Genomic DNA, 13,132 nt, shown 5'->3' with positions numbered 1-13,132 from the left:
GGCAGATGCTTGTCGTGGGAGGGGGAGGCGGGTTGTGCCCGCTCAGTCCGCGGTCGTGACGACGGCTGCCGCGTTGAAGCCGCCCTCGCCGCGGGCCAGTACGAGCGCCGCGTCGCCGGACAGCGGGCGGGCCTCGCCCGTCACCAGGTCGATCGGGCAGTCCGTGGCGACGGAGGTGACGTGTGCCGTGGGCGGGATGCGGCCGTCCCGCAGGCAGAGCAGGGCCGACACCAGGTCGAGGGCTCCGCCGCCGGCGTAGAGGCGTCCCGTCTGTGTCTTGGGCACGGTCACCGGCACTCCCCCGGGGCCGAACACCGCACTCACCGCGGCTGCTTCGGCCCGGTCCGCCGAGGGCACGGCGGCACCGTCCGCGAAGACGACGGCGATGTCGGAGGGGGCCAGGCCGGCGTCGGCGAGGGCCCCGCGTGCGGCCCGCTCCAGGCCGTCGGCGGCCGGGGAGTTCGGGTCGGGGTCGAACGTGGCCGCGTACCCGGTGAGTCGGCCGTAGAGGTGCGCACCGCGGTCCCGGGCGGCCCCGGGGTCTTCCAGGACCAGGTAGGCGCCGCCCTCGCCGGGGACGTGTCCGGCGGCGTCCTCGTCGAAGGGCAGGTAGGCCCGGTCCGGGCTGGCGGCGGTGCTGAGCCGGCCCGAGCTGAGCTGTCCGGCCAGGCCGAGGGGGCACAGGGCGCCGTCGACGCCCCCGGCGAGCATGACCTTCGTGCCCTTGCGGATCTGGCGGCGGGCGTGGCCGATCGCGTCCAGTCCCCCGGCCTGGTCGGTGACGACCGCGCTGCTCGGTCCCCTGAGCCCGTGCCGGATCGAGATCTGGCCGGTGTTGACGGCGTAGAACCATGCGAAGGACTGGTAGGCGCTGACGAACTGGCCGCCCTTGCTCCACAGGTTCTGCAGTTCGCGCTGGCCGAACTCGAAGCCGCCCATCGAGGAGGCGGAGGCGACGCCGGCCGCGTACGGCGGCAGCCCTGCGAGGTCGAGGCCGCTGTCCCGGAGTGCTTCGTCGGCGGCGTACAGGGCGAGCCGGGTCATATGGTCGGTCTGCGGAAGCAGCCTGCTCGGGATGTGGTCGGCGGCCTCGAAGCCGGGCACTTCGCCCGCGAGGCGCGCGGTGTAGCCGGAGGCGTCGAAGCGGGTGATGGGGGCGATGCCGCTGCGGCCCTCGACGGTCGCCGACCAGTGGGCGTCCGTGCCGAGTCCGGTGGGGGCGGCGACGCCGAGCCCGGTGATGACGGGTGCGGACGCGGTCACGCGGCGCTCCTCTCGGGGCGGGCGAGCACGACGGCGCTCTGGAAGCCGCCGAAGCCGCTGCCGACGCTCAGGACGGAGTCGACGCGCGCCTCGCGAGCGGTCACCGGCACGTAGTCGAGGTCGCACAGGGGGTCGGGTTCGTGGAGGTTGGCGGTCGGCGGGATCAGGCCGTTCTCCATGGCGAGGACGCTCGCTACGAGTTCGAGCGCGCCGATCGCGCCGAGCGAGTGCCCGATCATGGACTTGACCGAGCTGACGGGGACCCGGTAGGCGTGCTCTCCCAGCGAGGTCTTGAACGCGGCCGTCTCGTGGCGGTCGTTCTGCTTGGTGCTGGAGCCGTGCGCGTTGACGTAGTCGACGTCCTCGGGTGCCAGGCGCGCCTCGGCCATGGCGACGCGGATCGCCTCGGACATCTCGGCGCCGTCCGAACGCAGACCCGTCATGTGGTACGCGTTGCTGCGGGTGCCGAACCCGGCGACCTCGGCGTAGATACGGGCGCCGCGCCGCACGGCGTGCTCCAGCTCCTCCAGGATCAGCACCGCCGCGCCCTCGCCGAGGACCAGGCCGTTGCGGGTGTTGTCGAAGGGGCGCGAGGCGTGCTCGGGGTCGTCGTTGCGCGGCGTGGTGGCCTTGATGGCGTCGAAGCAGGCGAGGGTGATCGGGGAGATGGGCGCGTCGGTCCCTCCCGCGACGACGACGTCGGCGCTGCCCTCGCGGATCAGGTCGGTGCCGTGGCCGACGGCGTCGAGGCCCGAGGTGCAGCCGTCGGACACGAGCGACACCGGGCCCCCGGCGCCCACCTCGCGGGCCAGTTCCGCGGCGAGGGAGCTGGGCACGAAGTGGTCGTAGAGACGCGGCACGGCGTACGCGGGGTCGACGAGCCAGCGCGCGCCCCCGTCGCTGAGCACGGTGTACTCCGTCTCCATCGAGGTGGTGCAGCCCACCGCGCAGCCGAGCGCCACCCCGGTGCGCTCGGGGCGCGGTCCCGTGACGTCGAAGCCGCTGTCCGCGAGCGCCTCCCGGGCCGCGACGAGCGCGAACTGTCCGGCCCGGTCGAGCCTGCGCTCCTCCTGCGGGGACAGTCCGGCCGCGACGGGCGAGAAGTCGCACTCCGCGGCGACCTGGGAGCGGTACGGCGAGGCGTTGAAGAGGGAGATGGTGCGGGTGGCCGTCCGCCCGGTCGACAGCAGATCCCAGTACTGCTTGATCCCTGTTCCCCCGGGCGCCACCGCACCGATTCCGGTTATGACGACGCGTCGTTGCATGGGCATCCTCACTCGCTGTCGGCGGGGACCGGTGTTCCGGCCCCCGGTCGTGACCGTGGCAAGGCGGTCTGGAGACCCGCTGGAGCGGGCCCGGACACGGCGGGCGGGCTCACAAGACCCGCGAGGGTCTTCTCGAAGGCCGCGTACTCGGTGTCCGCGTCGGCGGGACGGGCGGGCAGCAGCGCGAGCGCCTCGGACGCCCCCCGGGTGACCCGCGGATGGCGCCGGGCCAGCGCGGTGAGCCCCTGGCCCGGACCCGCCTCGACGAGGACGACGTCCCGCTCGGCGAGCAGGGTGTCGAGCGCCGGCCCGAACAGGACGGGCGAGGCGGGCTGAAGCGCCCAGAACCTGGTGTCGCGGGCCTGTTCCGGCGTCAGGAGCCCGCCTGTGTAGGCCGAGTACAGCGGCAGGCGGGGCGGGTTCGGCCGTACCGAGGCGAGGAAGGGCAGACCGCGCAGGGCCGCCTCGGTGAGCACCGGGCTGTGGAAGGGGTTGAGGGCGCGGGCCCGCCGGGTGGTGAAGCCGTCGGCGCGCAGCTTCCCCTCGGCCAGGCTCAGGCCCTCCTCGGGCCCGGCGAGGAGCACTTGGCGAGGCGCGTTGACGGCGCCGACGACGACCTCGTCCGTCGTGTACGGGACCATCTCGTCGGGGCTCGCCAGCACCGCGAGCATGCCCCCTGCCGGAGTACCGGCCAGCTGGGCGATCCGGTCCGCCATGACACCGACGGCACCGGCGAGGTCGAACACCCCGGCGAGCGTGGCGGCGGCGACCTCCCCGACACTGTGGCCGAGCAGCGCGGCGGGCCGCACCCCGGCGTCGAGAACGGTACGGCCGAGCGCCCAGTCCAGGGAGAACAGCAGGGGCTGGGCGACACCCAGGCGATCGGCCTCGGGGCCGGGGCGGGCGGCGAGCCAGTCCGCGCGCAGGTCGAAGCCGTGGTCGCGCCACAACTCCAGGGCCTCGTCCATGCGTTGCCGGAAGCCGGGATGCGCGTGATACAGGCCGACGCCCATGCCGGGCTGCTGCGCGCCCTGACCGGGGAACAGCAGCGCGGTCGGCGGCGGTGCGGTCACGGCGGGTCTCCTCTCCTTCGGGTCCCGCCCATGGTGGGAGCGGGGGCTGGAGGATGGCTCGACCCGGGGGACAGTGACCGTCCATGCCGACGGCTCCAGCGGCTCTGGACCACTCGTCCACCGGCGGGCCGGAGTGTTCGTGGTGGCCGGAGGCACGCGACCCGTCGCCCCGGTTCACCGCGGTCGGTTCGAGGGCCGCCGGTCCGGACACCCTCCGGACCGGCGGCCGTCGGCGTCCGCACTCCCCAGCAGACAGCCGGTGAAAGGGCATCGGGAGATGAGGTTCGAAGACCTGCACATCGCCGGAGCGGCCCTGCACGTGGAGGACACCTGCTCCGTCGATCAGGCACTGCGCGAGGGCCTGTGCGACGGGCGGACCGCCGCGCGCAGTGCCGTCGAGTCCGTGGCGGTGTCGGCCGGCGGTTCGGCACCCGAACTCGCCGTGGCAGCGGCACGGCAGGTGCTGGAACGTACCGGCACGCCCGCCACCGACATCGACCTGCTGCTGCACGCCACGGTGCAGTACCAGGGGCACGACCTGTGGGCGCCCGCTTCGTACATCCAGCGGTACGCGGTCGGCAACCGGTGCCCGGCCGTGGAGATCAAGCAGCTGTCCAACGGCGGCATGGCCGCGCTGGAGCTCGCGGCCGGCTATCTCAGCGGGGCGCCGGGCCGAAAGGGCGCGCTGCTGACCACGGGCGATGTGTTCGGCGAGCCCGGTTTCGCGCGCTGGCGAAGCGACCCCGGCACCGTCTACGGCGATGCGGGCACCGCGCTCGTCCTCACCCGGGGGCGGTCGGGGCTGGCCCGGCTGCGGAGTCTGGTGACCGTGTCCGACGCGGACCTCGAACAGATGCACCGTGGGCGGGATCCGTTCTCCCGGGCGCCGTTCGCGCTGCGGCAGCCGCTCGATCTGGGCCTGCTGCAGCGGACGTTCATCGAGGACACCGGACGTTCCTACAGCGTGGCCCGGATCACCGCGGGGCAGGACGAAACGCTGAAGCGCACCCTCGCGGAAGCCGACTGCACGCTCGCCGACATCGCGTGGTTCGTCCTGCCCAACTTCGGATACGGACGGCTGAACTCGACCTTCCTGCGCCGCTGGAGCATTCCCGAGGAGCGCACCACCTGGCCGTGGGGCCGGTCGGTCGGTCACCTCGGAGCGGGCGACCAGTTCGCCGGACTCGCCTTCCTGGCCGAGTCCGGCCGGGTCAGGCCCGGCGAGCTGTGTCTGCTGTTCGGGATCGGCGCCGGGTTCACCTGGAGCTGCGCGGTGCTGGAGTGGGGCCGGGGTTGATGTCGGCGGCCGGAACCGCCGCCGCCCGCAGGTTCCACTTCTTGAGGATCCTGTCGTACGTCCCGTCGTCGATGAGGTGGTCGACCGCGTTCTTCAACGGGCCGGCCAGCGGGGACCCCTTCTTGACCGCGAGGCCGACGTTCTTGCGTTCGATCTCGTTGAGGTAGCGCAGCCCCGGCTGCTGGGTGGCCGCGTAGCGCAGGACGCTCGACGAGGTCATCAGCACGTCGACGCGGCCCTGGCGCAGGGCCAGGAAGTGGGCGGCGGCATCGGGGTAGGTACTGATCCCGATCGGTTTTCCGCCGTCGGCGACGCAGTCCTCGCTCGCCTTCTGGAGTTCGGCCTCGAACGTCGTCCCCGTACCCGTGCCGACCCTCAGCCCGCACAGCTGGTCCAGGCTCTTGACCTGCTTGAGCGCACTGTCGTCGCGTACGGCGAAACCGGAGCCGTCGGTGAGATAGAGGACGAAGTCGAGGACCTGTTCGCGCTCCTCGGTGACGGCGAGATTCGCGGTGCCGACCTGGTAGCGGCCGGCGTTGAGGCCGGTGATCAGGGAGGCTCCGCTCACGTGCGTGCGCTGCACCTTCAGCCCGAGGACGCGCGCCACGGCGTCGGTCACGTCGATGTCCACGCCACGCGGCGGTCCCCCGTCCTCGGGGCTGAAGGCGATGGGCGGCACTCCGATGGCCGAACCGACGCTCAGCACGCCCGACTTACGGAATTCCGCGGGCAGCGTCGCCGACAGCTGGGCGTCCTCGTGGACCGCCGACACCACGTCCTGGCTGCCGAGTCGGCGTGCCTGGGCGTCCTCGGGGACGTCGTCGGCGGCACCGCAGCCGGTGAGCAGCAGCGGTAGCAGCGCCACCGTAAGAACTGTTCCGAGGTAGGCGCGGCGGGTGGTGGGGAGAACGGGGCGGGCGGATGACATCGGTCTCTCCTCGTGGGGGAAGTGCCCGGGGGCGCTTAGGGCCTGTCCGGCGGATCAGGACGGAGACGCGGGGCTTGGCACGCACATCTGCGCTGATGAGGCACCGTTACTTTCCTCCGTCCTGATCCGCCGGACAGGCCCTAATGGGGGGCCAGGAACCGGATGGTGCGGTCGTGCCGGGGGGCGTCGAAGACCGTCTCGGGCGGGCCGGTCTCCACGATCGCGCCGTTGTCCATGAAGACGACCTGGTCGGCGATGCCCCTGGCGAACCGCATCTCGTGGGTGACGACGACCATCGTCATGCCGCCGTCGGCCAGCGAACGGATCACCTGGAGGACGTCGCCGGTCAGTTCGGGGTCGAGGGCGCTGGTGGGCTCGTCGAACAGCATGGCCCTGGGCTCCATGGCGAGGGCGCGCGCGATGGCGGCGCGCTGCTGCTCGCCGCCGGACAACTGGTGCGGGCTCGCCTTCTCCTTCCCGGCGAGGCCGACCTGGGCCAGCAGTTCGCGGGCGCGTTCCTCGGCCGCCCCCCGCTTCAGTCCGAGGACCGCGCGCGGCGCCTCGGTGATGTTGTCGAGGACCGTCATGTGCGGGAAGAGGCGGAAGTTCTGGAAGACCATGCCGATCCGGGACCGCTGGCGGGACACGGCCCGGCGCGAGCGCTCGTACAACTGGTCGCCGTGCCACTCGTATCCGACGAGTTCGCCGTCCACGGTGATGCGCCCGGCGTCGATGCGCTCCAGCCGGTTCATACAGCGCAGCAGGGTGCTCTTGCCGGAGCCCGAAGGGCCGATGACGCACGTGACGGTGGACGCGGGAACGGTGAGTGAGACGTCGTCGAGCACCAGCCGGGTGCCGAAGGACTTGCGGACGCCTGCTGCCTCGATCATGGCCGGGCTCCCGGGGCGTAGCGGCGTTCGACGAAGTACTGGGCGATGCCCAGCAGGGTGGTCAGCAGCAGGTACCAGAGCGTGGCCACCAGCAGCAGCGGGATGACCAGGTAGTTCCGGTTGTAGATGAGCTGGGTGGCGTACAGCAGGTCCTGGACGGCGATGACGCTGACGATGGAGGTGCCCTTGAGCAGCGCGATGACCTGGCTGCCCGCGGGCGGCAGGATCGCGGGCATCGCCTGCGGCAGCACGATGCGCCGGAAGATCCGCCAACCGCTCAGTCCCATGGCCTCGGCGGCCTCGGTCTGGTCCCGGCCGACGGACAGGACGCCGGCCCGTACGATCTCGGCGAGCTGCCCCGCCTCGTGCAGGACGAGGCCGATCACGGCGGCGGTCAGGCTGCTGATCATCCGCTCGGTGGAGAACTCGGTGAAGGCCGGGCCGAAGGGGATGCCCAGCGACAGCTTCGGGTACAGCAGCGAGATGTTGTACCAGAACAGGAGTTGGACCAGCATCGGCACCGACCGGAACAGCCAGGTGTAGCCCCAGCTCAGCGACACCAGGACCGGGTTGGCCGACAGCCGCATCACGGCGAGCGCGGTGCCGAGGACGAAGCCGCCGGTGAAGGCCACGGCCGTCAGCCACAGGGTGGTGCCAAGGCCGGCGAGCACCGTGTCGGCGGTGAAGTACCTGGCTACGACGTCCCAGCGGAACGCGTCATTGGTGGCGAGTGCGTTGAGGGCCATGGCGAGCAGGACGAGCCCGGCCGCGGCGGCCACCCAGCGCGACGGCCGGGGCCGGGGCCGCGCGAACGCCGCGTCGGCCCCGTCCCCGGCCCGCCCGGATCCGCCGGCGAGTTCCTTGCCGGGATCGGTGCGGAGGGAAACCATCGGCGGTACCTCAGTCGTTGGTCCGGTAGTACGGCAGGACCTGGTCGGCGAAGAGGCGCATGGTGCGGGCGGACTCCTCGAACGGCATGGCGCCGGAGATCACCTGGAGGCTGATGGTGAAGTCGCCGAACCAGGCGCGGATGTCGTCGATCGCGGCCCGTACCTCGGCGGGCGTGCCGACCAGCGCCTTGCGTTCGGCGACGGCACGGTCGAAGTCGCCCTTGCCCGCCCGCTCGACGATCTTCTCGTAGCCGGGGTAGTCGGCGCTTCGCGTCTCCTTCCAGGCCGATACTGCGGAGGCGAGGGCCTGGTTGGCGCGGTCGGAGGCGAGCTTGCCCTTCTCCCTGGCGGCCTGGGCGTCCTCGGCGATATAGCAGCTGTAACTCATGTGGACGTCCTCCTCGGTGGGCTTGAACCCGGCGGCCGAGGCGGCGTCGCGGTACAGGGCGAGCGTCTTCTGCACCTGCTCGCGCGGGTTGATGGACGGCACGAGCATCACGCCGTACCCGGCGCGGCCGGCGGCCTCGGCGGACGCGGGGGTCTTGGCCGTGGCGACGAGGATGCGCGGGTGCGGGCGCTGCCAGGTGCGGGGCAGCAGCGTGAGCGGCCCGAAGCGGTGGAAGCGGCCCTCCCAGACGACGTCCTCCTCCGCCCACAGCCGGCGGCATGCCTCGACTCCCTCGTCGAAGCGGGCCCGGCTCTCGTCCATGGACACTTCGAAGGCGGTGAACTCGTCGGGCAGGAAGGCCCGTCCGAAGCCGACGTCGAGCCGGCCCTGCGAGATGTTGTCGAGCATGGCGAGCTTGCCGGCCAGCTTCAGCGGGTGCGTGAACGCGGGCAGTACGGCACCGGTGATCAGCCGGACCCGGCGGGTGCGGGCCGCGGCGGCGGCGAGGAAGGTCACCGGGTCGGGGCTGTAGCCGCCGTACTCGTGGAAGTAGTGCTCCACGGTCTTCACGTGGTGGAAGCCGAGTGTGTCGGCGAGCTCGGCCAGTCGCAGCGACTCCTCGAAGTGCTGTCCCGCGGACTTCTCCGCCGGGCCCACGGTGGGGAAGAGGTTGATGCCGAACTTCATGAGAGCCCCTCGATGTGATGGCTAGTCGGACGCGGCGGGCGCGGACAGAGCGGGTGCCGGCAGGTGGATGTAGTCCCGGTGGTGGTAGAGCATCGGGGCGCGGCCCGACACGGCCGCGTCCTCGATCCGGCCGAACAGGACGCAGTGGTCGCCGGCCGGGATCTCCCGGAGGACCGCGCACTCGGCCACCGCGCTGACGTGCGGCGCGGGCAGCAGGGGTGCCCCCGACGCACGCTCGGACGGCCGCCAGTCGAGCCCCTCGAACTTCTGGGTGCTCTTGCCCGCGAAGCGCTCCGCGAGCCGATCGGTGTGCACGGCGAGGAAGTTGACCGCGAAGCCGCCGGAGTGCCGGATGGCCCGCAGGGTCCGCGACTGTGTGCCGAGGCAGACCAGCAGCAGGGGTGGCTCTTTCGACAGGGCGGTGACGGCGCTGGTGGTCAGGCCACTGGGCCGGCCCTCCGGATCCAGTGCGGTGACGACGCACACCGCGGCCGGGTGCGCGCTGAACACCACTCGGAAGAGCTCGTCATCGATCGCCATGGTCCGCGCCTCCTCCATTCCGCGCCAAGGCTGGCCACGCACTCTGGAGGGCTGGTCCATGCTCCCTGGAGGCGTCGTCCGCCACGGGGGTCCCGGACACCTCCCGGAGGACCTTCGCGAGCAGCGCCGTGGCGTTGCGGTGCAGCGGGAAGTCCGTACCGGACGGCAGGATCCCGCTCTCGTCGAGGAGCCGTGCCACGCGGGCGGTGACGACGCAGAACCGGTACGCGGCGAACACCTCGTGGTACGGCAGGTCGCGGGCCCGGCGTCCGGTGCCGCTCTCCCAGCGCGCCACCGTGGTGGCCCGGTCGGGCAGTCCGGCGAGGCGTGCGGCACCGATGCCCTCGCTCAGGTGGCGGTCCATGTGCAGGTACCAGGCGAGGTCGGCCTCGGGCGGGCCGAGCGCCGCCATCTCCCAGTCGAGCAGCGCCGCGGGCCGGGTACCGGAGTAGATGATGTTGCCGATGCGTGCGTCCCCCCACAGCAGCGCGGGCGGTCCGGCGTCGTCGGGCTGGTTGCCGCGCAGCCAGTCCAGCGCCGCCTCGGCGGTGACGTTGCCGCCGGCGCCGTAGAAGTCGAGATGGTGGGTGAAGTGCCGCAGCAGCCGGCCGGCCCCCGGGGGGCCGAACTCCGGCCGGTCGAGGAATTCGAGCCCCAGCGCCCGGGGGTCGAGGCGGTGCACGGCGGAGAGCGCGTCCACTCCCCCGTTCCACACCTCGGCGCGTGCCGCGGGCTCCAGGTCGGCGAGCCAGCCCTGGCGGTGGTACGAGGGCAGGTCGGCGGGGACCTGCCCTTCGACGCGTTCCATGACGAGGAACGGGGCGCCCAGGAACTCGGCGGACGGCTCGTCCCACAGCACCTTGGGCACCGGCAGCCCGGTGTCGCCGAGCGCCCGCAGGAGACGTACCTGGTCGGCCCAGAAGTCCTCGGGGAAGACGCGGTGTCCGGTCGGGGCGACGCGGATGGCGAGGGGCTCGCCGCGGCGGACGCCGGCCACCGTCCACTCCGCGTCGAGAAGCAGGATCTCGCCGGAGAACCCGGCCTCCTTGGGCACGGTGACGGGGCCGAGTTCGACCGCGTCGATCTCCGCGGAGCGGGTGCCGAACCAGTGGGTGAGCACGGCTCGGGTCAGGTCGGGGTCGCGTTGCAGTGGTACGGGCACGGGGCCTCCTCAGGCCGGCCGGCGGCCGGGGACGGTCAGGGCGGGGACGGGCATGCTGCCGCCGTCGCGGATCACGGACTCCAGACGGCGGATGGCGGGGCCGGGCGCGACGCCCAGGTCCTGGACCAGCCGGTGGGTGAGCCGGGTCGCGGTTTCGAGGGCGTCGCCCATCCGGCCGACCTGGTAGAGAGCGGTCATGTAGCGGGCGTGCAGGGGTTCGTGGGTGGGGTGGCTGCGCGTCAGGACCGCCAGCTCGGGCAGGACCTCGCGATGGCACCCGAGGCGCAGCCGTGCGTCCAGGTAGGCCTCGTGGACTTCGAGCCGCCGCCGTTCCCAGTGGGTGACCGCGGACTGGAGCACCGGGCCCGTGCGTACGTCGGCGAGGATCGGCCGGTGCCACAACGCGAGGGCGCCGCACAGCAGTCCGGCGACCGCCGCGTCGTCGCCCGCCGGCACCCGGCCCGCTCGCTCTACGAGGTCCTCGAAGCGCAGGAGGTCCAGTTCACCGGGGCCCACGACCATCAGGTAGCCCTGGCCGACGGTCCTGAGCCGGTCGCGGGCGGCGGCGCGTGAGGAGATCGACGGCAGCCGGGCGAGCAGCCGCCGCACGTGCATGACGTACGTCTGGAGCGTGGTCGCCGCGCTGAGCGGCGGATGGTCGCCCCAGATCTCGGCCACACAGGTGTGGACCGGCATGACCTGGTTGGCGTGGAGCAGCAGCAGGCCGAGCAGCTGGCGCTGTTTGGGTGCCGTCGGCAGGTGGCGGCCTCCGCCGTCCGTGACGGACAGCCCCCCGAGCACGCCGAATTCCATCGTGGTTCCTCTCTCTTCCGGTCTTCTCCGGTCTTCTCCGGTCTTCTCCGGTTGCTCCAGTCGCCCTCCACCGGCAGGCGGCGCAATGGGGCGTCGGAGCACAGATCACGTCGAGCGGGTGGAGGTCTCGTGTCGGGGACAGTGGTGACGGTGGCCGAAGGGGTGCACGCATACGTCCAGGCACCGGGCGGCTGGTGCGTGAACAACGCCGGGATCGTGGTGGGCGAGGACGCCGTGCTCGTGGTGGACACGGCGGCCACCGAGAAACGGGCGCTCGCGCTGCGGGACGCCGTCGACGCGCTGGCCCCCGGGCCGCGTCGGATCGTGGTGAGCACCCACCACCACGGTGACCACACGTTCGGCAACCACGTGTTCGCCGGCCCGCACACCGATCTCGTCAGCCACGAGGGAGGCCCTGCCGAACTGCTGCGCAGGGGTACCGCGTTGCAGTCGCTGTGGCCGGACGTCGACTGGGGGAACACCCCGACGGTGCTGCCGACCTTCACCGTCAGCGAGGGCGCCACGCTGCACCTGGGCGGCATCACCGCTCGGCTCTTCCACCCGGGCGTCGCGCACACGGGGGACGACCTGGTGGTGTGGCTGCCGGAGCAACGGGTGCTGTTCGCGGGCGACTTGGTGTTCTCCGCAGCGGCGCCGTTCGTCCTGATGGGCTCGCTCGCCGGGTCCCTGGAGGCCCTCGCGCGGCTGCGGGCGCTGCGTCCCCGGGTGGTGGTCGGCGGCCACGGGCCGGTCGGCGGGCCCGAACTCCTCGACTCGGTGGAGGAGTACCTGCGCTGGGTGTCCGGCCTGGCCGAGCGGGGTCTGGCCGACGGACTGAGCCCGCTGGAGACGGCGCGACGCGCGGACGAGGGCGCGTTCTCCAAGCTCCTGGACCGAGAACGCCTGGTCGGCAATCTCCACCGCGCCTTCCAGGAGGCTGCGGGCGGGGTGCGCGGCGCCCACATCCCGTCGACCCCGGCCATGCGGGAGATGGTCGCCTTCAACGGCGGGCGTCCCCTGAAGTGCCTGGCCTGAGGTCGCGGAGGAGTCCATGGCGCCGAGGGTTTCCCGGCCCGGTCGAGCGGCACTCCAGATCCGCTGGACCGCCGGGGCGTCGTCTCCAGCGCCGCTCCGCCGTGGCACGAGCCGGGCCGCCAACGCTCGGCAGGGCCCCGAAGGCCCCGAAGCCGAAGCTGTGGAGGAAAGATGAAACTGCGTGGCAGGACCGCCGTCGTCACCGGAGGTACCCGTGGGCTCGGCCGGGACGTGGCGCTCGCGCTCGCCGCGGAGGGCGCCACGGTGGTCGCCGCGGCCCGGGAGACGGCCGAGGATCCGGGCGGCGGTGTCGTGGTGCTGAAGGCGGACGTGACGGCGCCGGACTCGATGCGGACGCTGATGGACACCGTCCACGAGCGGTACGGGGGGCCGCACATCGTGGTCGCCAACGCGGGCCTGAGCCGGCCGGGCCCGGTCGCGCGGCTGTCCGTCGAGCACTGGAGCGAGGTCGTCGACACCAATCTGCACGGCGTCTTCCACACCGTACGGGCGGCCCTGCCGTATGTGCGCGAGTCGCCCGGCGGGCGGGTGATCACCATGTCCTCCCTGCTGGGTTCGCGGGCCATGCCGGGTGCCGCCGCGTACTGCGCGTCGAAGGCGGCGGTGGAGGCGTTCACCCAGGTGACGGCGTTGGAGCTGGCCGCCGACGGGGTGACCGTGAACTGTGTGGCGCCGGGGTACATCGACTCCGGCATGGGCCGGGCGCTGATCGGCAACGAGGAGCTGTGGGCGAGGCTCGCCCCGACGCTCGCGGCGGGCCGTCCCGGCACCGGCGACGAGGTGGCCCGGGCGGTGCTGTTCCTGGCCTCGGCGGACAGTTCGTACGTCAACGGGCAGGTGCTGCGGGTGGACGGCGGGGTGCTCTGACGGACCCACGGAA

The 13,132-nt window shown here is 72.6% G+C and carries 13 protein-coding genes; 3 read left to right on the top strand and 10 right to left on the bottom strand.

Annotated elements, in window-relative coordinates:
- Window positions 1–42 precede the first annotated feature (42 nt).
- From AC5DRG_RS36705 to AC5DRG_RS36695, 3 genes are read right to left on the bottom strand one after another with little or no spacing between them, the layout of a single operon-like run.
- On the bottom strand, window positions 43–1,263 hold the full coding sequence (locus tag AC5DRG_RS36705) for a ketosynthase chain-length factor (RefSeq protein WP_491803971.1): 1,221 nt from the start codon (window positions 1,261–1,263) through the stop codon (window positions 43–45).
- Window positions 1,260–2,528, bottom strand: a complete 1,269-nt coding sequence (locus tag AC5DRG_RS36700; protein ID WP_491803970.1) for a beta-ketoacyl-[acyl-carrier-protein] synthase family protein — start codon at window positions 2,526–2,528, stop codon at window positions 1,260–1,262. The genes AC5DRG_RS36705 and AC5DRG_RS36700 overlap by 4 nt, the downstream gene beginning before the upstream one ends.
- A gap of 8 nt (window positions 2,529–2,536) precedes the next feature.
- Complete coding sequence (locus AC5DRG_RS36695; RefSeq protein ID WP_491803968.1) at window positions 2,537–3,601, bottom strand: acyltransferase domain-containing protein; 1,065 nt, start codon at window positions 3,599–3,601, stop codon at window positions 2,537–2,539.
- Window positions 3,602–3,878: 277 nt separating this feature from the next.
- On the opposite strand from AC5DRG_RS36695, the gene AC5DRG_RS36690 reads away from it, so the two are divergent.
- Complete coding sequence (locus tag AC5DRG_RS36690; protein WP_491803967.1) at window positions 3,879–4,898, top strand: ketoacyl-ACP synthase III family protein; 1,020 nt, start codon at window positions 3,879–3,881, stop codon at window positions 4,896–4,898.
- Here AC5DRG_RS36690 and AC5DRG_RS36685 read toward each other — a convergent pair.
- The 7 genes from AC5DRG_RS36685 to AC5DRG_RS36655 form a co-directional block, all read right to left on the bottom strand.
- Window positions 4,858–5,826, bottom strand: coding sequence for an ABC transporter substrate-binding protein (locus AC5DRG_RS36685; protein ID WP_491803965.1), 969 nt, complete (start codon window positions 5,824–5,826; stop codon window positions 4,858–4,860). The genes AC5DRG_RS36690 and AC5DRG_RS36685 overlap by 41 nt on opposite strands.
- A 140-nt stretch (window positions 5,827–5,966) precedes the next feature.
- Window positions 5,967–6,716: an amino acid ABC transporter ATP-binding protein gene (locus tag AC5DRG_RS36680; protein ID WP_491803964.1), complete on the bottom strand. Its 750-nt coding sequence runs from the start codon at window positions 6,714–6,716 to the stop codon at window positions 5,967–5,969.
- Window positions 6,713–7,606: an amino acid ABC transporter permease gene (locus tag AC5DRG_RS36675; protein WP_491803963.1), complete on the bottom strand. Its 894-nt coding sequence runs from the start codon at window positions 7,604–7,606 to the stop codon at window positions 6,713–6,715. Before AC5DRG_RS36675 ends, AC5DRG_RS36680 begins: the two co-directional genes overlap by 4 nt.
- Window positions 7,607–7,616: 10 nt before the next feature.
- Window positions 7,617–8,681, bottom strand: a complete 1,065-nt coding sequence (locus AC5DRG_RS36670; RefSeq protein ID WP_491803962.1) for an LLM class flavin-dependent oxidoreductase — start codon at window positions 8,679–8,681, stop codon at window positions 7,617–7,619.
- Between the two features lie 21 nt (window positions 8,682–8,702).
- Entirely contained in the window at window positions 8,703–9,221 is a 519-nt protein-coding gene (locus AC5DRG_RS36665; RefSeq protein WP_491803960.1) for a flavin reductase family protein, read from the bottom strand.
- Entirely contained in the window at window positions 9,208–10,383 is a 1,176-nt protein-coding gene (locus tag AC5DRG_RS36660) for a phosphotransferase family protein (protein ID WP_491803959.1), read from the bottom strand. The genes AC5DRG_RS36665 and AC5DRG_RS36660 overlap by 14 nt, the downstream gene beginning before the upstream one ends.
- A 9-nt stretch (window positions 10,384–10,392) precedes the next feature.
- On the bottom strand, window positions 10,393–11,196 hold the full coding sequence (locus AC5DRG_RS36655) for an AfsR/SARP family transcriptional regulator (RefSeq protein WP_491803958.1): 804 nt from the start codon (window positions 11,194–11,196) through the stop codon (window positions 10,393–10,395).
- A gap of 129 nt (window positions 11,197–11,325) precedes the next feature.
- Here AC5DRG_RS36655 and AC5DRG_RS36650 point away from each other — a divergent pair, with 129 nt between their 5' ends.
- Both AC5DRG_RS36650 and AC5DRG_RS36645 read left to right on the top strand, forming a co-directional pair.
- The gene (locus AC5DRG_RS36650) at window positions 11,326–12,231 is read left to right on the top strand and encodes an MBL fold metallo-hydrolase (RefSeq protein WP_491803957.1); all 906 of its coding nucleotides are present in this window, start codon (window positions 11,326–11,328) and stop codon (window positions 12,229–12,231) included.
- A 171-nt stretch (window positions 12,232–12,402) separates the two neighbouring features.
- The gene (locus tag AC5DRG_RS36645; protein ID WP_491803956.1) at window positions 12,403–13,119 is read left to right on the top strand and encodes an SDR family NAD(P)-dependent oxidoreductase; all 717 of its coding nucleotides are present in this window, start codon (window positions 12,403–12,405) and stop codon (window positions 13,117–13,119) included.
- Window positions 13,120–13,132 lie beyond the last annotated feature (13 nt).

This window comes from Streptomyces sp. JLBG701, from assembly GCF_058544905.1.
Note: the sequence above shows the minus strand (reverse complement) of the source record. Positions and strands in the feature narration are given on the sequence as shown.